General features: G+C 65.3%; 18 protein-coding genes. 6 read left to right on the top strand and 12 right to left on the bottom strand.

Annotated elements, in window-relative coordinates; translation table 11 throughout:
- The first annotated feature begins 385 nt into the window (after window positions 1–385).
- The 3 genes from U858_RS0126430 to U858_RS0126420 all read left to right on the top strand — a co-directional run bounded on the left by U858_RS0126430 (window position 386) and on the right by U858_RS0126420 (window position 1,196).
- Window positions 386–586, top strand: a complete 201-nt coding sequence (locus tag U858_RS0126430) for a CsbD family protein (protein WP_025140133.1) — start codon at window positions 386–388, stop codon at window positions 584–586.
- Window positions 587–613: 27 nt separating this feature from the next.
- Complete coding sequence (locus U858_RS35090; RefSeq protein WP_006389411.1) at window positions 614–778, top strand: DUF1328 domain-containing protein; 165 nt, start codon at window positions 614–616, stop codon at window positions 776–778.
- 79 nt (window positions 779–857) lie between these two features.
- Window positions 858–1,196, top strand: a complete 339-nt coding sequence (locus tag U858_RS0126420; protein WP_024068163.1) for a BON domain-containing protein — start codon at window positions 858–860, stop codon at window positions 1,194–1,196.
- A 78-nt stretch (window positions 1,197–1,274) separates the two neighbouring features.
- On the opposite strand, the gene U858_RS0126415 is transcribed toward U858_RS0126420, so the two are convergent.
- The 10 genes from U858_RS0126415 to U858_RS0126370 all read right to left on the bottom strand — a co-directional run bounded on the left by U858_RS0126415 (window position 1,275) and on the right by U858_RS0126370 (window position 10,648).
- Window positions 1,275–2,147: a PhzF family phenazine biosynthesis protein gene (locus tag U858_RS0126415; RefSeq protein WP_025140132.1), complete on the bottom strand. Its 873-nt coding sequence runs from the start codon at window positions 2,145–2,147 to the stop codon at window positions 1,275–1,277.
- Window positions 2,148–2,208: 61 nt separating this feature from the next.
- Entirely contained in the window at window positions 2,209–3,606 is a 1,398-nt protein-coding gene (locus tag U858_RS0126410; RefSeq protein ID WP_025140131.1) for a 4Fe-4S binding protein, read from the bottom strand.
- Between the two features lie 41 nt (window positions 3,607–3,647).
- Entirely contained in the window at window positions 3,648–4,496 is an 849-nt protein-coding gene (locus U858_RS0126405) for an FTR1 family protein (RefSeq protein WP_025140130.1), read from the bottom strand.
- A gap of 14 nt (window positions 4,497–4,510) precedes the next feature.
- A complete protein-coding gene (locus U858_RS0126400) occupies window positions 4,511–4,870 on the bottom strand; it encodes a cupredoxin domain-containing protein (RefSeq protein ID WP_042885617.1) in 360 nt (119 codons plus the stop codon).
- The gene (locus tag U858_RS0126395) at window positions 4,867–5,403 is read right to left on the bottom strand and encodes an iron transporter (protein ID WP_025140128.1); all 537 of its coding nucleotides are present in this window, start codon (window positions 5,401–5,403) and stop codon (window positions 4,867–4,869) included. Before U858_RS0126395 ends, U858_RS0126400 begins: the two co-directional genes overlap by 4 nt.
- Window positions 5,404–5,627: 224 nt before the next feature.
- Entirely contained in the window at window positions 5,628–6,194 is a 567-nt protein-coding gene (gene phaR / locus U858_RS0126390; protein WP_025140127.1) for a polyhydroxyalkanoate synthesis repressor PhaR, read from the bottom strand.
- A gap of 119 nt (window positions 6,195–6,313) precedes the next feature.
- Entirely contained in the window at window positions 6,314–7,051 is a 738-nt protein-coding gene (locus U858_RS0126385; RefSeq protein WP_025140126.1) for a 3-ketoacyl-ACP reductase, read from the bottom strand.
- 76 nt (window positions 7,052–7,127) lie between these two features.
- Complete coding sequence (locus tag U858_RS0126380) at window positions 7,128–8,765, bottom strand: alpha/beta hydrolase (RefSeq protein WP_025140125.1); 1,638 nt, start codon at window positions 8,763–8,765, stop codon at window positions 7,128–7,130.
- Between the two features lie 123 nt (window positions 8,766–8,888).
- Window positions 8,889–9,653, bottom strand: a complete 765-nt coding sequence (gene pgeF, locus U858_RS0126375; RefSeq protein WP_025140124.1) for a peptidoglycan editing factor PgeF — start codon at window positions 9,651–9,653, stop codon at window positions 8,889–8,891.
- Entirely contained in the window at window positions 9,641–10,648 is a 1,008-nt protein-coding gene (locus U858_RS0126370) for an RluA family pseudouridine synthase (RefSeq protein WP_025140123.1), read from the bottom strand. The genes pgeF and U858_RS0126370 overlap by 13 nt, the downstream gene beginning before the upstream one ends.
- 107 nt (window positions 10,649–10,755) lie before the next feature.
- On the opposite strand from U858_RS0126370, the gene U858_RS0126365 reads away from it, so the two are divergent.
- Window positions 10,756–11,544, top strand: a complete 789-nt coding sequence (locus U858_RS0126365) for an outer membrane protein assembly factor BamD (protein WP_025140122.1) — start codon at window positions 10,756–10,758, stop codon at window positions 11,542–11,544.
- A gap of 49 nt (window positions 11,545–11,593) precedes the next feature.
- Here U858_RS0126365 and U858_RS0126360 read toward each other — a convergent pair whose 3' ends face one another.
- Window positions 11,594–13,678, bottom strand: coding sequence for an ATP-dependent DNA helicase (locus U858_RS0126360; RefSeq protein ID WP_025140121.1), 2,085 nt, complete (start codon window positions 13,676–13,678; stop codon window positions 11,594–11,596).
- Window positions 13,679–13,903: 225 nt separating this feature from the next.
- Here U858_RS0126360 and tex point away from each other — a divergent pair, with 225 nt between their 5' ends.
- Complete coding sequence (gene tex / locus U858_RS0126355; protein ID WP_025140120.1) at window positions 13,904–16,285, top strand: RNA-binding transcriptional accessory protein Tex; 2,382 nt, start codon at window positions 13,904–13,906, stop codon at window positions 16,283–16,285.
- A gap of 377 nt (window positions 16,286–16,662) precedes the next feature.
- A complete protein-coding gene (locus U858_RS0126350) occupies window positions 16,663–17,166 on the top strand; it encodes a hypothetical protein (RefSeq protein ID WP_025140119.1) in 504 nt (167 codons plus the stop codon).
- A 22-nt stretch (window positions 17,167–17,188) separates the two neighbouring features.
- On the opposite strand, the gene U858_RS0126345 is transcribed toward U858_RS0126350, so the two are convergent.
- A complete protein-coding gene (locus U858_RS0126345) occupies window positions 17,189–18,541 on the bottom strand; it encodes a tryptophan--tRNA ligase (RefSeq protein WP_025140118.1) in 1,353 nt (450 codons plus the stop codon).
- Window positions 18,542–18,614: the final 73 nt, after the last annotated feature.

Here is an 18,614-nt window from a genome sequence, read left to right as displayed (position 1 = left end):
TGTGCCCTCCAGAGTGGGATGCCGACGCTTGCGAAGCCGAGGCCCACGCAAGCTGCTGCACCGACTATACCGACGCGTCGCCATTGCTGCCAGCCATCGCGAAAAACGCCTCAACATCGCGTATGTCCCGTTACTTGCCCCGCTCAAAACAGGACAAGACGTTGCTCAACTGTAACTCCCACTCTGCGCACGGCCTGCTCAAACTCCGTCGCGGGACGCGCGATTTGCCCCGTCCCCGGCCGTTACATTTACCCACAGCGTCCTTTGACAGCCCGCAAGACGGCCCTGTACCTTGAACCCAAGCTGATCAGTGTCCAACTCACCCGCGACTGCCAGGTTTATCGGCCATAAGCCCACGCAGCCGCCACTACAAAGAGAGGTCACCATGAATAACGACATCATCGCTGGCAAGTGGAAGCAGCTGTCCGGAAAGGCCAAGGCGGCCTGGGGTGAACTCACCGACGACGAGTTGACCCGTACGGAAGGCAACGCCGAGCGCCTGGCTGGCCTGATCCAGGAGCGCTACGGCAAGACCAAGGAACAGGCCGAAAAGGACGTGCGCGATTTCTTCGATCGCAATCGTTGATTTCCAAGCCACCCAGGAGAAGCTGACATGCTGCACTACGCCGTTGTTTTCTTCGTGATTGCGATCATCGCGGCCGTCCTGGGCTTCGGCGGCATCGCCGCCGGCGCCGCAGGGATCGCCAAGATCCTGTTCTTCGTCTTCCTGGTTCTGGCGCTGCTGTCCATTCTGGGCGGCGCATTCAGAAAGAAATAGAACAATCGCACCCAAAGATTTTTCGCTAGCCGTTGCGTACAACCGAACGCGCTGAAACCCCTACACAAGGAGCATAACTATGGAATTCCGCAAGCTGATCGCCGCCGCCGCACTGGGCACGGGCGCTGTCTTCACTTCCATGGCCTTTGCCGCCAATGACGGCAAGCCCAAGCAATCCGTGGGCGAATACGCGTCCGACGCGACCGTGACCACCAAGGTCAAGGCCGCCTTCGTGGCCGACAAGCAGTTGAGCGCCCTGGACATCGCCGTGGAAACCACCGATGGCGTGGCCAAGCTGACCGGCACGGTCGGCACCGCTGCCGAAGCCGATCACGCCGCCACCGTGGCCCGCGGGGTCGAAGGGGTCAAGCAAGTGATGAACAACATCAAGGTCGACCCGGCCAAGAACAAGAAGTAAACGCCATCACCTCGAGGTGATCTCCGCGGCGCCTGCGTGCAAACGCAGGCGCCGCGTTGTTTTTGATGCGCGCAGCACTCAGACGTTGACGGTGCCGCGACCGATTTCCAGCGCACGCCCGCCGACCTGGATGCGGCCGTCGGCCTGCACGTCCAACAGCAGTCGGCACGGCCGGCCCATCTGGTCGCCCTGCTCGACCAGGATGCTGGCCGGCAAGACGCGCCCCTGATGGCGCAGCCAGCCCCCAAGGTTGGCGCAGGCCGAGCCCGTGCCCGCATCTTCGTCCACGCCCCCGCCCGCCTTCGCAAAGAAATAGCGCGCCACCACCAGGTCGCGATCATCCTGGCGACGGCCTTGGTCGAACGCGAACAGGTAGCAGGTCTTGCGGCCCAGGCTGCTGGCCTGCCAGCGGTGCAGTTGGGTGGCATCGGGACGCGCGCGGCGCACGGCCTCGACGTTCTTGAGCGGCACCAGCAACTGATCGGCGCCGGTATCCACCCAGATCGGTTCGCCCAGCAGGTCAGCGGGCTGCAATCCCATCAGGGCGGCAATGTCGGCGGCCGGCAGTTCGGGCGGCGCCGTGCGCACGCCGTCGGGGCACGGTGCGGTAAAGGTCCAGGCATCGCCTTGGGCCGTCACCGGCACGATGCCGGCCTTGAATTCCAGCGTCAGGGCATCGCCGGACTTGAGCAGATCGCGCAGCACCTGCGACGTGCCGATGGTGGGGTGGCCAGCGAACTTCATCTCATAGCCGGGCGTGAAGATGCGCACGCGCGCATCGGCCTGATCCGACGGCAGGATGAATGTGGTTTCAGACAGGTTGAATTGCGCCGCCAGGTTGAGCATGGTGGCGTCGTCCATGCCGCGCGCGTCTTCGAAGACGCATAGTTGATTGCCGCTGAACGTGCTGGAGGCGAAGACGTTGATGAGACGAAACGCGTAGGTGGCCATGATCGGATAAAGCGAGGGAAGCCGCCCGGGCGGCAAAGGCCCTCACTTTATCGCATCGCGCTTACCAGATCGCGAAGAACAGCACCCAGGCCCAGCAGAACGGGGCCAGGCCTGCCAGCAGCACCAGCCAGGCCAGCGCTTTCTTGAATGGGCTGGCCGGGCGTTGATTCAGCAGCCGCGCGAACAGGCGCAGGGTCCACAGCACGGCCAACGTCAGCAGCGTGAAGCGCACCGGCGCCGCCCAGGCGGCGCGCACGCCTTCATGCTTGAGCAGGTTGACCGTGGTGGCAGACAGGCCCAGGAACACGCCGATGCCGGCCGAAGGAATCAGCGCCTGGGCCAGCTTGTGCAGACCGGGGCGGAACCAGCCGCCGGCCGACGGCGTAGCCGAGGGCGCCGCAGGCACCAGGCGGTCGGCGATCCAGAGCGACAGGAAGCTGGCGCCGCCGACGATCACCGTGGCGCCGACCACGAACATCAGGATGCCCGCGCCATCGAGCCACGAGAAGCTGTCGTTCACTTCCGGATAGTGCGTCAGGATGAACCACGGCGCGTTGTCCATCAGCGGCCACAGGATGTCGTGTTCGACCAGCCAGGTGGCGGCCCATTGCTTGGCGGCCACGTACCAGGGGCTGGCGCTCCAGAGGAACGCGCCCATGGCGATGCCCATCAGGCCAAAGCACAGCAAGACGGTCTGCCAGCCCTCGCCTTCGGTGACGTTGACGATTTCTTCTTCGGGCGAACGCGGCGTCAGCGCAATGGCGCCGCGGTAGTCGCTGCAGCGGCCGCACATGTGGCAGTCGCCGGCGCCCTTCATGTGCCGCAAGGGCACCAGCGGCGCACAGTTGATGGGCTCGATCCGGATGACCGGATGACGCCACTTTTCTTCGTCGACCTTGAAGTGCCACGGCGCCAGCTTGGCCAGCACATTGAAGACGCCGTTGACCGGACAGAGGTACTTGCACCAGACGCGCTTGCTGCGACCGTAGCGCCAGCCGACGATCATGGCCGCCACCGTGGACCCGCCCAGCACCGCCAGCACCGCCAGCGGATACTGGTACACGCTGACAAGCTGGCCGTAGACGGTGGTGAGCGCGAAGGCCACGAACGGCCAGCCGCCCCACCGCATCCATTTCGGGATGGCACGCCCCTGGCCGCGTTCGCTGGCCCATTCGGTGAGCATGCCCTCCGGACAGAACCAACCGCACCAGGCCCGCCCCAGGATCGGCATCGAGATCAACACGAACGGCCACCAGACACCCCAGAAGGCGAACTGCGCGACGATGGTGAGATTGTTGAACACCGATGCCGAATTGCCTGGCAACGGCATGATGGCGGGGACGATCAGGAGGAACGCGTATATCGCAACAATGCCCCACTGCAGCTTGCGTAGCAGTGGGGCATGGTCTCGAAGAAAGCCGGCGATACGGGAGGTTGCCCTCCCGAGTGCTGCTGCCATGGTTAAACCTTCATTAATTCAGTCCGGCAAAGGCGTCGGAATCAGGAGGGTGCGCGGGCGGCGGCGACCGGGGCGGGCTTGCCGCCCACCCAGCGCAGCAGCGCCCACACCACGATCCAGTACGCAACCCACAACAATACCGAAATCAAGGCCGGCAAGGCGCGGTACCCGGCAAAATCAGCCAGAATCTTGCCCACACCGGTGCTGTCGCTGAGCAACCAGGAACTATCCCAGACCGGGTCGATGATGGTCGGCAGCACATCCAGCGAAATCAGGTGATCCAGGCCGCCCACCAGCAGCGAACCGGCCAGCAGCAACAGCAGGATTTCGGTCACGCGGAAAAACCGGCGCCAGGTGATGAGCTTGCCGCCCAGCTGCAACAGCCAGAACGTCAGCAGCGCGACGATGAAGCCGGCCACGCCGGCCAGGGCCAGCATGAACATGCTGTTGCCGTCTTCACCCGCGGCTACCGTGCCGTACAGGAACACCACGGTTTCGCTGCCTTCACGCGCAACCGCAATGGCCACCAGGATGAACAGGCCCCACCAGTTGTCGCTGGCAACGGATGAGCGCGCGCCGCTTTCGAGTTCGCCCTTGAGCGTGCGGCCGTGCTTTTTCATCCACACGACCATCTGCACCACCAGCGCGCACGCGGCCAACGACATGATGGCCTGGAACCATTCCTGCCCTTCGTCGCTGAGCCAGGACGACACGCCCAGCAGCACCAGTGCCAGCGCAACCGCCAGCGCCAGGCCGGCGGCCACGCCGCCCCACAGATACTTCAGCCCGCGCGCGCCTTCGGGCGTCGAGCGCAGCCAGGTGTACAGAATGCCCACCACCAGCATGGCTTCGACGCTTTCGCGCCAGACGATAAAGAGGACCTGTTCCATGTAATGCTGCCTGCCTATTCCTTGGCCTTGACGACCAGGGTGCCTTTCACCGACTGGTGAAAGTCATCGAAGAAGGGATACTCGCCGGGGCGCGAGATGGTGATGACCACGAAGGACTTCACGCCAGGGCCCAGCACTTTTTCCTTGCGCAGCGGAATGCTTTCGAATTCCACCGGCTCGTTGCTCTCGTTGATGAGCTCGATCTTGAAACGGCCCGCCGGGACTTCCAGCCGCGCGGGCTCGAAGGTGCCGTCGGGCTTGAACGTCAGGGTGAAGGTGGGCAGTTCGTCCGCCTGGGCGGGCGCCATGCCCGCCAAGCCGGCCACGCTGATCAACAGCGCGGCAACCACGCGTAGCAGGCGGCGCACGATCAGTAACCGCCCTTCTTGCCGGTGCCGGCATAGACGAATTCATAATCCAGTTCGATCGGCTCGAACCAGTCGCCCACACCGGTTTCCTTGTCGATGTGACGGCCGAAGTGGCTCATCTTGTTGGCCGTCGGCGGCAGGATCGTGTACTTCAGCTTGTACTTGCCCGGGCCTTCGAGCTTGATGTTTTCGCCGTAGTGCGGGCCGTCGTTGGCGACCATGGGCATGAAGGTGCCCTTTTGCACGTTCTGGCTGCCGACCTTCTGGATTTCGTAGTTCACGACCAGGTAGGGCACCCATTCGCCTTCCGGGAAACCGGTCTTGTTGCCGGCGGTGGCGTGGATGTCGGCCTCGAGGTGCACGTCGGAATCCTTGGCGGGACGCATCATCCCGGGCGGGTCCATTTCGATCGGCTGCAGATAGACCGCGCCGATTTCCATGCCGCCCTTCTCTACCGGCTTGCCGATGGGGTATTCAGCCGCTTGGGCGACGGACACGCTCAAACCGACAATGGCCAGCGCCAAGGCTTTCTTGATCATGGGGTATTCCTCGATACACGAATGAAACGGCGGTTCTGAAAAATATAAACAAGAACCGTTTGCATTAATGTAACGAAAAAAACTGACAAGCTCCTGAACTCAACAGCTGGAAAAGAGTCCGATTGTTGCGTCCCATCAAGCAAAAGAAAAACCGGCGGGCCACTGCCACGCCGGCGTATCCAGAGCCTGGCCCGCGGCATTGCCGGGACCGGGCGCCCTGCCTTTTACTTGCGTCCGCCGCCTTGCGTACCGCCCGGGGTGAACGGGAAGGTCGAGAACATGGCGCGGGTCTGGTCTTGCATCTGGTCCTGCATCTGCACGAACAGGTTTTTGCTCTGGTCGATGTAGTTGTTCATCATGTTCTGCAGCATCGGGGTCTGCACGTTCATGAACTGGGTCCAGGCTTCGGGACCGAACTGGCTGCCGTACAGGCCCTTGGACTGCTCGGCCATGCGTTGCTGGATTTCCATGAAGGCCTGGATGTTCTTTTCCAGGTACGAACCCATGATGCCCTGCATGGCGTGACCGTAGAAGCGGATGATCTGCGACAGCATGTTCGACGAGAACATGGGCATGCCGCCGCTTTCTTCTTCCAGGATGATCTGCAGGAGAATGCTGCGCGTGAGGTCTTCGGCGCTCTTGGCGTCGACGACCTGGAATTCCTCGTTGGCCAGAACCAGCTGCTTGACATCGGCCAGGGTGATGTAGGTGCTGGTCCGGGTGTCGTATAGACGACGGTTGGGGTACTTTTTAATCAGGCGCAGGCTGGCGCCGGTTTGTGCTTGCGTCATGTTTGTCCCCGGATCGGGCGATCTCTAAGACTTCGAATAGGTTGGAGTGTAATGCCGCAAGCCTTCTCCCCGAAGCTGCGCGGCGCGGAAGGGCCGCCCGCCGGGCGGCCCGTAGTGCGTCAGCCCATGTGCAGGCCGCCATTGAGCGAGAAATCCGCTCCGGTGGAAAAGCCGGATTCATCCGAGGCCAACCACGACGTCATGGACGCGATTTCCTCGGGCGTGCCCAGGCGGCGCACGGGGATGGTGGCGACGATCTTTTCCAGCACGTCCGGGCGAATGGCGCGGACCATGTCGGTGCCGATGTAGCCGGGCGAAATGGTATTGACCGTGACGCCCTTGCTCGCGACTTCCTGGGCCAGCGCCATGGTGAAACCATGGATGCCGGCCTTGGCCGTGGAGTAGTTGGTCTGGCCGAACTGGCCCTTCTGCCCGTTCACCGAGCTGATGTTGATGATGCGCCCCCATTGGCGCTCGACCATGCCGTCGATGACCTGCTTGGTCACGTTGAACAGGCTGTTCAGGTTCGTGTCGATGACCGCGCGCCAATCGTCGGCGGTCATTTTGCGGAACAAGCCGTCGCGGGTGATGCCCGCGTTGTTGACCAGCACGTCCACCGGGCCCAATTCCGAAGTCACGCGTTCGAACGCGTCTACGGTGGACTCCCAGTCAGAGACATTGCCGACGGACGCATAGAACGTATAGCCCTGCGCCGACTGTTCATCCAGCCATTGCTGGTAATTGCGGCTGGGGCCGCAGCCTGCCACGACGCGAAAGCCATCTTTGGCCAAGCGTTGGCAAATAGAGGTGCCGATACCGCCCATCCCGCCTGTAACGTAAGCCAGTTTTCCGCTCATTGGACTTCCTCCTGTGTGCGACGGACGCCTCGTTGATTGACTTTCTTATTGGCCTGGGCCCACCGCCTTTGCGGCTTCAGGCGGCCCTGACCTTCACATACCTGCCCGGTGCCGGCTCGATCGGCCGATACTGGGCATTGCCTGATTTCGTACGCGCCTTGACCTGCTTGCCGGAATGGCCGGCCAGCCAGTCGGTCCAGTCGGGCCACCAGCTGCCCGGCTTTTCCTGGGCCTGGGCCAACCAGGCGTTGGGATCGCCCGGCAAGGGCTGGCCCGATTGTTCGGTATTGTCCGCTACCCAGTAGCTGCGACGTTTCTTGGCGGGCGGATTGACCACGCCCGCGATATGGCCCGACGCGCCCAGCACGAACCGCTGCGGGCCACGCAGCACCTGGGTCGACGCGTAGGCCGAGACCCACGGCACGATGTGGTCTTCGCGCGAACCGAAAATATACGCCGGCATCGTCAGGCGCGTCAGGTCCAGCGGCAAGCCGGCGGCCTGGGCCCGACCCGGCACCTTCAGGTTGTTCTCGAGGTAGGTATTGCGGAAGTACCACGAGAAGAACGGACCCGGCAGGTTGGTGCTGTCGCCGTTCCAGAAGAGCAGGTCGAAGGCGGGAGGCCGTTGGCCTTTCAGGTAGTTGCCGACGACGTAGTTCCAGACCAGTTCGTTGGGCCGCAGGAACGAGAAGGTAGTGGCCAGGTCGCGCCCGGGCATCAGGCCGCCGGCGCCCAGTTGGTGGTCGCGCCACAGCGCGTGGGCTTCGTCGACGAAGACGTTGAGGATGCCGGTATCGTGAAAATCGAGCAGCGAGGTCAGCAGCGTGAGCGCCGCGACGGGATGCTCGCCGCGCGCTTCGGCCAGCGCCAGGGCTGAGGCCAGCATGGTGCCGCCGACGCAGAAACCCAGCGCGTTCACCTGCGGCTGCCGGGTGATGTCGCTGGCCACGCGCAGCGCCTGCAGCACCGCGTTGTCCAGGTAATCGGACCAGGTGGCGCGGTCGACGCCGTCGGTGTCGCTGGCCAGCGGGTTGCGCCAGGAAATCAGGAACACCGTGAAGCCCTGCTCGACCGCATGGCGCACGAAGGAATTGTCGGGCTGCAGGTCGAGGATGTAGAACTTGTTGATGTTCGGCGGCACGATCACCAGCGGGCGCTCGTGCACGGTGGCGGTGGCCGGCGAATACTGGATCAGCTGGAACAGCGGGTTTTCATACACCACGTCGCCCGGCGTGATCGCCACGTTGCGGCCGATCTCGAACTGGGTTTCGTCGGTTTGGGTGATGCGGCCTTTCTTGACGTCGCCAAGCAGGTTGGCCAGCCCTTCGTTCAGGGCGCGGCCGGCGCTTTCGACGATGGACTGCTGGGCATCGGGGTTCAAGGCCAGGAAATTGGACGGCGACAGCGCGTCGACCCATTGCATGATCGAAAAGCGCAGGCGGTCGCGCAGGGGTTCGCTGACCTGGGCGGCATCCACCATGCGCGACATGGCGCGGGCGGACAGCAGATAGGTGTGCGCCATCAGCAGGTGCGAACCATTGGCGGCCCAGGCGTCGCCAGAAAAGCGGCGATCGGCCAGCGGAGTCAGCGCGCCGCGACGGGCGTCATCGCACAGGCGCTGCCACTCGCGAGAGAATTCAGCCTGGATGTCGGCCAGGACGTCCGGAGCCACGCTCACCGGAAGGGGCCCTGAGGCGGAGAGATTGGCATTCACTTCGACACCTTGTTATCGAGACTTCCCGATTGATGTTGCATGGCGGGTAAAGGGCTGTCAATGCGGGTATTCAATGAGGCCGGCAAGCCTGCCAGCCCTTTTACCAAGCCGCTTTGCGCGGGATCAAGCCGGGTCCAGCCAGGCCAGCAGCGCCATACGTCCGGTCTCGCCATCGCGCCGGTACGAGAAGAAGCGTGCAGCGTCAGTCACGGTGCACAGGCCACTCTGGCTGATCTCTTGTACCCCGGCGCGGCGCAGGCGGAAACCGGCCAGGCCGGCGAGGTCGGCCAGCCATTTGCCCGGCACGCCGGGCCGAGGGCGAAAGTAGGACTCAGTCGCGGGGTCGTCCGCCATGAAGGCGTCCAGCACGTCGCGCCCGACCTCGAATGCCTCGGGCCCGATGCCGGGGCCGACCCACGCGCGCCAGGCCGTGGCCCGGGGCGCCTTGGCGCGCATGGCGGCCAGGGTGTTTTCCAGCACGCCGCCGGCCAGGCCACGCCAGCCGGCGTGCGCCGTGCCCAGCACACGGCCATCGGCATCGGCCATGACCACGAGCAGGCAGTCGGCCGCCATCGCGACCAGCACCCGGCCCGGCTGCGTCGTGACGCTGGCGTCCAGCGTAGGCTCAGGCGGCACGTCGGCCTGGTCGGCGTCGATGACGTCGCTGCTGTGCACCTGGCGCAGCCAGAGCGGCTCGCCCGGCAGGGCCGCGCGCAGGCGGCGGCGGTTTTCGGCCACCGTGTCGGGATCGTCCCCGGCACGCAGGCCCAGGTTCAGGGTGTCGTGCGGGGCAACGCCCACGCCGCCCGCGCGGGTGGTGCAGAAATAGTGGACGCCGGCCCAGGCGGGGCCGGTCACCACGGGCAAGCCTTGAATCACGCGTTCCATGTGATCGCTTCCTGGACCAGGGTCATGTCCACCGGGACGGGGGCGGCGAATTGGACGTCGCCGCGGCCACCCGGATCGTCGAAATGCAGGGCGCGGGCGTGCAGCATCTGCCGCGTGGCACCCGCGATGTTCTTGCCGCCATAGAGGGTGTCGGCCAGGAGCGGATGCCCCAGGCTGGCCATGTGCACCCGGATCTGGTGGGTGCGGCCGGTTTCCAGGCGGCACACCACTTCGGTGACGCGCCCGCCGGGGTCGACCTGGCCGCGCCGGGCGGGGGTGTAGTGCGTGATGGCCGGCTTGGGCGCCACGGGGCGCTCGACGCTCATGCGCACCGGTACGCGCGGATCGCGGCCGATCGGGCGGTCGACCTTGCCGGCCGCGGTCGCCCAGCCATGCGCCAGGGCGATGTACTCGCGGCCCATGCTGCGGGCCTGCAACTGGCGTACCAGATGGGTCTGCGCAATTTCGTTGCGCGCCACGACCATCAGGCCGGAGGTGTCTTTGTCCAGCCGGTGAACGATGCCGGCGCGCGCCACATGAGCCAGTTCGGGGTAGCGGTGCAACAGGCCGTTGAGCAGCGTGCCGCTCCAGTTGCCGGCGCCGGGATGCACCACCAGGCCGGCCGGCTTGTTGACCACGATCCAGTCGGGGCTTTCGTCGACCACCGGAAAATCGATGGCTTCGGGGGCAAACGCAAGGGTTTCGGGGGCAGGCTGGACCCAGACGGTGATCTCGTCGCCCGGGCCGACGGTCTGGCGGACCTTGCCGGGCGAGCCATTGACGTGGACGTTGCCGGCTTCGATCCAGCCTTGCAGGCGGCTGCGGGAGTGGTCCGGCAACAGGCCGGCCAACACCTTGTCCAGCCGGTCGGCGCGCGTGCCCGACGGCACCGTTACAAGTTGCGGCTCACCCCGGTTTTCGCCCGGATTTTCGCCAGGAAGACCCAGGAGTTCATCGTCGGAAACGAGATCTGCGCTGATGGCTGTATCAGACATGGAGACAAATCATATAATCAGCCTGCCATGCTAACACCAAGGATACGATTCTCGTGATTCACCACTCCGCAGCTCCCTTGAACCCCGCCTCCCGAAGCGGGTCGGTTTTGCGCGTGGTTATCGCGCTATTTGCCGTTATCGCCATTGCCGGTTGCGGCTCGACCAACAGCAAGTACGACAAGACCACCAACTGGAGCGCCGAACAGCTGTACGCCGACGCCAAGGCGGAAATCTCGTCCGGGGGCTGGAAAGAAGCCCGCGAGCGCCTGACCGCCATCGAAAGCCGCTACCCCTTCGGCGTCTACGCCCAGCAGGCCTTGCTTGAACTGGCCTACGTCAACTGGAAAGACGGTGAAAACGAACAAGCCCTGGCCGCGATCGACCGCTTCCAGCAGCTCTACCCCAACCACCCCGGCACCGACTACGCCCTTTACCTGAAGGGCCTGATCAACTTCACGCCGGCCAGCGCCTTCATGAGCAGCCTGACCGGCCAGGATCCGGCCGAACGCGACCCCAAGGGCCTGCGCGCGTCCTACGACGCCTTCAACGAGCTGATCAAGCGCTACCCGGACAGCAAGTACACGCCGGATGCCGAAAAGCGCGTTGCCTGGCTGGTCAACACCATCGCCATGAACGAAGTGCACGTGGCGCGCTACTACTATGAGCGTGGCGCCTACATTGCCGCGGCCAACCGCGCGCAGACCGTCATCACCGACTTCGAAGGCGCCCCCGCCACCGAAGAAGCGCTCTACCTGATGGTGCAGTCCTACGACAAGCTCGGCATGACCGAACTGAAGAACGACTCGCAGCGCGTATTCGACAAGAACTTCCCCAACAGCTCGTTCAAGGACAAGGGCCTGAAGGCCGACAAGAGCTGGTGGAACCCGTTCAACTGATCGGCCACCGCATGGGAAAAAAAGCCCCTCGATTTCTCGAGGGGCTTTTTTATTCCTGCTTGCGCCGATAGAAGGCCAGGACTTCTTCCAGTTCGCGCGTTCGCGCGAACGGCGGCAGGCCGCGCCATAGCTGCTTGCCGTAGGGCTTTTCGACCAGGCGGGCATCGCCCACCATCAGCACGCCCCAATCGGCTTCGGTACGGATCAGGCGGCCGGCGCCCTGCTTGAGCGAAATGGCGGCCTCGGGCAACTGGTATTCCGAGAACGGATTGCCGCCGTGGGCGCGGCAGGCCCGCAGGCGCGCCTCGATCACGGGGTCGTCGGGCGGCGCAAACGGCAGCTTGTCGATGGCCACCAGGGTCAGCACGTCGCCGGGCAGGTCGATCCCTTCCCAGAAGCTCGCGCTGCCCACCAGCACCGGGTGGGTCAGCTTGCAGAAGCGGTCCAGCAGGTCGCGGCGCGTGCCCTCGCCCTGCTTGAGCAGCGGCCAGTCGTGGCCGGCATCGTCGAAAGCGTCGGCCAGCAGGTTGGCGACCTTGTCCACGGCGCGCAGCGTCGTGCATAGCACCAGCGTGCCGCCGGGGCTGGCCTCGAGCAGCGGCAGCAGCGTCTGGACGAAGCGGTCCAGGAACTGCGGCGACTGGGGTTCGGGCATGCCACGCGGCACGAACAGCAGTGCCTGCTGCGGGTAGTCGAAAGGCGATTCCCATTTGCCGGTGCGCGCGCGCTCCAGGCCCAGCTGGCTGGTGAAATGATGGAATTCGCCGTTCACCGACAAAGTGGCCGACGTCATGATCCAGGCCTGGCCCGGCTTGCGGTATTTGGAAAAGGCCTGGGCCACCGACAACGGTGCGGAGTGCAGGCGTACGTGGTGCAAGCCGTGTTCGACCCAGCGCACTGCCGGACCGGTCCATTCGACGGCGGCGGCGGCCCCTTCCAGAATGGCGGTCGGCGTGGACAGGCCATCGCCCAGCGCAGCGGCGGGCGGCTCGGGCGCCTGGTTGTCGCGACCCCAGCCTTCGTCGTCAAAGCCCGAGCCGCCGCGGCCAGGCGTGGCCCAGCGTTTCAGGCGCACGGAAATCTCGGCGCCGGTGCGCGCGGCGGCCACCAGGTCGGGGTGGCGCTCGGCGACGGACCCGAGCGCGTTGGTGGCGGTGTCCACCGCTTCGCGCAGCACCGCCAGCGCGGTGTCGAATTCATCGGCGTTGGGAATGGCCTCGAACGTGGCCTTGCGGCCCGGTAGGCGTTCCAGCGGCGCACAGGCCAGCCGCAGCTCGCGGGCGGCCGTTTCCAGATGGCGTGAGATGTCGCTCCATTTGGTGGCTTCGCGCGCATAGGCGAGGCCGGCGACTTCCAGCGCCCGGCCGAAATCCATGAGCTGGTGCGTGGACACGCTGCTGCCCAGAAAGCGCGTGGCGGTGTCCGGCAGTTGATGGGCTTCGTCGAAGATGACGGTGTCGGCTTCGGGCAGCAGGTCGGTGACGCCCTCTTCGCGCAGCACCAGGTCGGCCATGAACAGCGCATGGTTGACCACCACCACGTCGGCTTCCTGGGCCTGTCGGCGCGCCTTGACCACGAAGCAGTCGCGGATGCGCGGGCATTCCTGGCCCAGGCAGTTTTCGCGGGTCGAGGTGACGCGCTGCCAGATGTCGGCGTCTTCGGGCACCTGGGCCAGGTCGCCGCGATCGCCAGTCTTGGAAATGCCGGCGAACACCTGGATCTGGCGCAGCTGCTGGATTTCGGACCGCGATTTCAGCGCCCGGTCATCGCCCTGCAGACGATCGAGGTGATAGTGGCAGACGTAGTTGCCGCGGCCCTTGAGCAAGGCGGCCGTGACCGGCGCGGCCAAGGCGGCGCGCACGCGCGGCAGGTCGCGGGAAAAAAGCTGGTCCTGCAGCGTGCGGGTACCGGTGGAAATCAGCACCTTGCCGCCCTGGATGAACGCGGGTACAAGATAGGCCCAGGTCTTGCCGATGCCGGTGCCGGCCTCGGCCACCAGCGTGGCGCGGTCGGAGATGGCCTGGCCGATGGCCTGGGCCAGCTCGACTTGCGACGGGCGTGGCTTGTAGCCGGGCATGGCCGACGCAAGCGGCCCGTCCTCGGCGAAGAATTCGGATATGTCCAGGTCCAGCATTGAAACAGCCTAGTGTCGAAGTCAACCGTGCCGGTCGACGGTCGGGGCGCCAGACACTGATGGTGGGAAAGGACCAAATGATACCCGCTGCGGCCGCGCTTTTCCGCTTGCCATGTCGCGGTCGCCCCCTGTCGCAGGGACGGATCGGTCACCCCTGGCACGTTCTGTAACAGTGGCTTATGGCACAATCCGCCCCTTGTTTTTCCTTTTTGCCGTCGTATCGAGATGTCTGAAACTTCCGTTATCACGAACGTCGCCGCCGGCGTCGACAATGCCCGTATCGTTGCCCAGCTCGCCACCGAGCTCGGCGCACGCGCCTCCCAGATCGCCTCGGCGGTCGAACTGCTTGATGACGGCGCCACCGTGCCCTTCATCGCGCGCTACCGCAAGGAAGCCACCGGCGGCCTGGACGACACCGTCCTGCGCAACCTGGAAGTGCGCCTGGGTTATCTGCGCGAGCTCGAAGAACGCCGCGGCGCGATCCTCGAATCCATCTCGCAGCAAGGCAAGCTCACGCCCGAACTGCAGCAGGAGATCTCCACCGCCGATACCAAGCAGCGCCTGGAAGACTTGTACGCGCCGTACAAGCCCAAGCGCCGCACGCGCGCCCAGATCGCCCGCGAGGCCGGCCTGGAACCGCTGGCCGACGCCATCCTGGCCGATACGGCCTGCGATCCGGCCGCGCTGGCCGCGCAATACCTGAACCCCGAAGCCGCGATCAACGACGCCAAGACGGCGCTGGATGGCGCGCGCGACATCCTGGCCGAGCGCTACGCCGAAAACGCGGACCTGCTGGCCGACATGCGCGAGCATCTCTGGTCCACCGGCCTGCTGTATTCCAAGATGGTCGACGGCAAGGAAACCGAAGGCGCCAATTTCCGCGACTGGTTCGACTTCAACGAACCGCTGCGCACGCTGCCGTCGCATCGCATCCTGGCGCTGCTGCGCGGCCGCCAGCAAGGCGTGCTGGAAATCCGCCTGGGCCTGGAAGCCGAACTCGAAGCGCAACTGCCGCACCCGTGCGTGGCGCGCGTGGCCAACTTCCTGAAGCTGGGCAACGGCCTGTTCGCGCTGGACGCCTCGCCGCGCGCCCGCTGGCTGGGCGAAGTATGCCGCTGGACCTGGCGCGTCAAGCTGGTCACGGCGTTCGAAAGTGAGCTGATCGGCCGCCTGCGTGAAACCGCCGAAGCCGAAGCCATCCGCGTGTTCGCCGCCAACCTCAAAGACCTGCTGCTGGCCGCGCCGGCCGGCCCCAAGGCCGTGCTGGGCCTGGACCCGGGCATCCGCACCGGCTGCAAGGTGGCGGTCATCGACCAGACCGGCAAGGTCGTCGACACCACCACCGTCTACCCGTTCGAACCGCGCCGCGACCGCGACGGCACCATCAACACGCTGGCCGCGCTGGTAGCCCGCCACAAGGTCGACCTGATCGCCATCGGCAACGGCACCGCCTCGCGTGAAAGCGAGAAGCTGGTGGGCGACATGATGGAACGCTTCCCCGACCTGAAGGTGACCCGCGTGGTCGTGTCCGAAGCCGGCGCGTCCGTCTACTCGGCATCCGAAATGGCCGCCCAGGAATTCCCCGACCTGGACGTGACGCTGCGCGGCGCCGTGTCCATCGCCCGCCGCCTGCAGGACCCCCTGGCCGAGCTGGTCAAGATCGATCCCAAGGCCATCGGCGTGGGCCAGTACCAGCACGACGTCAACCAGCGCGAGCTGGCCCGTTCACTGGATGCCGTGGTCGAAGACTGCGTGAACGCCGTCGGCGTGGACGTCAACACCGCGTCTGCCGCCCTGCTGGCACGCGTGTCGGGCCTGAACTCGTCGCTGGCCAAGAACATCGTGGCCTGGCGCGACGAAAACGGCGCCTTCCCCACGCGCGACATCCTGCGCAAGGTGCCGCGCTTCGGCGAAAAAGCCTTTGAACAGGCCGCGGGCTTCTTGCGCATTCCCAATGGCGACAACCCGCTGGACGCGTCGTCGGTGCACCCGGAAGCCTATCCGGTGGTCGAGCGCATCGTCGCCAAGATCAAGGCCGAGGTGAAGCAGATCATCGGCCAGCGCGAGGCCCTGAAGGGCGTGTCGCCGTCGGACTTCACCGACGAGCGCTTCGGCCTGCCGACGGTGCGCGACATCTTCGCCGAACTCGAAAAGCCCGGCCGCGATCCGCGTCCGGAATTCAAGACCGCGCAGTTCAAGGAAGGCGTCGAAACGCTGAACGACCTGTTCCCCGGCATGGTGCTGGAAGGCGTGGTCACCAACGTGGCCAACTTTGGCGCGTTCGTCGACATCGGCGTGCACCAGGACGGCCTGGTCCACATTTCGGCACTGGCCGAGAAGTTCGTGAAGGACCCGCGCGACGTCGTGCGCGTGGGCCAGACGGTCAGCGTGAAGGTGCTGGAAGTGGACGTGGCGCGCAAGCGCGTGGCCTTGACCATGCGCATGAACGATGCCGCCGTGCCTGCACGACGCGGCTCGGACGCTCCGGCCAAGGGCGGCGACCGCCCCGGCCGCCGTCCGCAAGGCGACAGCGGCCGCGGCAACGCAGGCGGCGGCGCCGCGATGAACAGCGCCATGGCCGACGCGTTCGCCAAGCTCAAACGCTGATCCCGCCCTGGCCTGCCCTCACAAGGCAGCCAGGACGCAACAGGCAGGTCCCCAACCGGCGCTCAGGCGCCGGTTGTCATTTCAGGGGGTCATTTCAGGGTGTCACTTCGGGGCGTCACTTCGGGGCGTCACTTCGGGGTTGTCATTCAACTAAGGACTTTCCCGCAATGGGTCGATTTCCTTGCGATCCCTCAAGCCCTGCGCAATAAAAATAAGAGAAAATATCTAATTGTGTCCAAATAATAAAACGCCGTTGGCATCGGACCGGCACGGCGACAGCAGACCCACGATCAGGCGAGCGGCGGCGCAAGCGTCTATCGGGTAGAAGCACAAGAACAACATGCGCCATACCCTGAGAGATCGGAGATCCGTCCGCCATGCGCAATACCATTACGCTTGCCGCCAATGAAGCGGCAACCATTACCGAAAAAGAAGCGAGCCTGAGCGGCGCGTACAACGAAGTCACGCTGGGCCAATACGCCCACCTGACCGTGGACGGCGCCGAAGTCACCTTCAAGCACATCACCCTGGAACGCCTGGGCAGCCGCGTGATCGAACTGGTCAACGGCGCCCAGCTGCACGTGGGCGCGCTGGGCTTTGCCAGCATGGGCGCCAGCATCGTCTACCGCATCGGCGCCGGCTGCGCGCTGATCTTCGACGCCAGCCAATGGGACCCGGAAGTGGTCGCCAACACCACCTTCGATTTCGTCAGCCAGGGCAGCGGCACGCTGAAGTATTTTCCGTTCATCAACCCGGAATGGCTGGACTGCCCGAACGTCACCGGCTATTCGTCGGGCGACATGCTTGAGATCGCGGGCCAGGGCAGCGCGCAGCGCTTCCAGGTGCTCGACGGCCGCATCGTGAGCAGCGCAACCCGCTGAACGGCCGCCGCCCGACGCGCGCTTATTCCTGCGACATCGACGCCAGCGCTTCGCGCGCCTTGGCCAGCAAGGCCTGGGCATCGCCCTGGGCGCCGGCCGGCGCCGTGGCCACGGCCACGCCATCGAGCACGGCGGCCGGGCCGGCGTCGGTCGCTTGCAGCAGCGTGTCCGGGGCCTCGGCCTGCAGGCGGCGCATCAGCGCACCGGCTTCCTTGGGGTCGGCAAAGCCTTGCGACAGCAGCAGCTCTTCGCCATCAGCCGCCAGCAGGCGGAAGCGGAAGCTGCCGTCTTCGTCGCGGAAGCTGACAAAGCGTGCGCCCTTGCCCTTTTCCTTCTTGGCCTGCGTGCTCTTGGTCGGCGCCTGGGCGTTCAGGTTGCGCAGGCCCACGGCCTCGCGCAGTTCGCGCATCATCGGCACGGCCAGCTTGCGGGCCTTGACGGCGCCAGCCTGCAGCACGTCTTCGATGCGGCCGGGGTTGGCCATCAGGTCGAAGTAGCGCTCGCGCATGGGCGCCAGCAGGTTTTCAAGATGGTCGTACAGCGCCTGCTTGGCCTCGCCCCAGCCCAGCCCTTCTTCGAGCTGCTTGCGGAAGGCGGCGGCCTCGGCCTGCGTGGCGAACGCGCGGTAGATGGTGTACAGGTGCGAGCCTTCGGCATCCTTGGGCTGGCCGGGCTCGAGCGAGTCGGTCACGATGCGCATGATCGAGGCGCGCAGCGCCTTGGCGCCGCCTTCGAACAGCGGAATCGTGTTGTTGTAGCTCTTGGACATCTTGCGGCCGTCCAGCCCCGGCAAGGTGGCCACGTCTTCTTCGATGGCGACCTCGGGCAGCGTGAAGTAGTCGCGGCCATACAGGTGGTTGAAGCGCTGGGCGATGTCGCGCGCCATTTCCAGATGCTGGATCTGGTCGCGCCCCACCGGCACCTTGTTGGCGTTGAACATCACGATGTCCGCCGCCATCAGCACCGGGTACGAGAACAGCCCCATCGTCACGCCATCGTCGGGGTCCACGCCCTTGACCACGTTCTGGTCGACCGATGCCTTGTACGCGTGCGCGCGGTTCATCAGGCCCTTGGCGGTGACGCAGGTCAGCAGCCAGCTCAGCTCGGGAATTTCAGGAATGTCGGACTGGCGATAGAACGTGACGCGTTCGGGGTCCAGTCCGACCGCCAGCCAGGTGGCGGCGATCTCGAGCCGCGAGCGCGCGACGCGGGCCGGATCATCGCACTTGATCAGCGCATGGTAGTCGGCCAGGAAGAAAAACGCGTCGACACCCGGTTGCGTGCTGGCCTGGACCGCAGGGCGGATCGCGCCGGCGTAGTTGCCAAGGTGGGGAGTTCCGGAGGTGGTGATGCCAGTGAGGACGCGGGTATTCATGGACGATGAGGCGGTTGCGTGGAGAAAAGCCCAGTGTAACGTGCCGCGCCGCCCGCCACGGCCCGTGCCGGGC

The sequence above is a fragment of the Achromobacter sp. DH1f genome (genome assembly GCF_000633435.1).
GTDB lineage: Bacteria > Pseudomonadota > Gammaproteobacteria > Burkholderiales > Burkholderiaceae_B > Achromobacter > Achromobacter deleyi.
The sequence above is the reverse complement of the archived record's forward strand: the minus strand, read 5'-3'. Positions and strand labels throughout refer to the sequence as shown.

Bases quoted from the DNA above. Each gene is read 5' to 3' on its own strand.
- U858_RS0126360 (WP_025140121.1), bottom strand. From the start codon at position 13,678: ATGCTGGACCTGGACATATCCGAATTCTTCGCCGAGGACGGGCCGCTT.
- U858_RS0126350 (WP_025140119.1), top strand. From the start codon at position 16,663: ATGCGCAATACCATTACGCTTGCCGCCAATGAAGCGGCAACCATTACC.
- U858_RS0126370 (WP_025140123.1), bottom strand. From the start codon at position 10,648: ATGTCTGATACAGCCATCAGCGCAGATCTCGTTTCCGACGATGAACTC.
- U858_RS0126430 (WP_025140133.1), top strand. From the start codon at position 386: ATGAATAACGACATCATCGCTGGCAAGTGGAAGCAGCTGTCCGGAAAG.
- U858_RS0126410 (WP_025140131.1), bottom strand. From the start codon at position 3,606: ATGGCAGCAGCACTCGGGAGGGCAACCTCCCGTATCGCCGGCTTTCTT.
- tex (WP_025140120.1), top strand. From the start codon at position 13,904: ATGTCTGAAACTTCCGTTATCACGAACGTCGCCGCCGGCGTCGACAAT.
- U858_RS0126385 (WP_025140126.1), bottom strand. From the start codon at position 7,051: ATGAGCGGAAAACTGGCTTACGTTACAGGCGGGATGGGCGGTATCGGC.
- U858_RS0126395 (WP_025140128.1), bottom strand. From the start codon at position 5,403: ATGATCAAGAAAGCCTTGGCGCTGGCCATTGTCGGTTTGAGCGTGTCC.
- U858_RS0126420 (WP_024068163.1), top strand. From the start codon at position 858: ATGGAATTCCGCAAGCTGATCGCCGCCGCCGCACTGGGCACGGGCGCT.
- pgeF (WP_025140124.1), bottom strand. From the start codon at position 9,653: ATGGAACGCGTGATTCAAGGCTTGCCCGTGGTGACCGGCCCCGCCTGG.
- U858_RS35090 (WP_006389411.1), top strand. From the start codon at position 614: ATGCTGCACTACGCCGTTGTTTTCTTCGTGATTGCGATCATCGCGGCC.
- U858_RS0126405 (WP_025140130.1), bottom strand. From the start codon at position 4,496: ATGGAACAGGTCCTCTTTATCGTCTGGCGCGAAAGCGTCGAAGCCATG.
- phaR (WP_025140127.1), bottom strand. From the start codon at position 6,194: ATGACGCAAGCACAAACCGGCGCCAGCCTGCGCCTGATTAAAAAGTAC.
- U858_RS0126415 (WP_025140132.1), bottom strand. From the start codon at position 2,147: ATGGCCACCTACGCGTTTCGTCTCATCAACGTCTTCGCCTCCAGCACG.
- U858_RS0126345 (WP_025140118.1), bottom strand. From the start codon at position 18,541: ATGAATACCCGCGTCCTCACTGGCATCACCACCTCCGGAACTCCCCAC.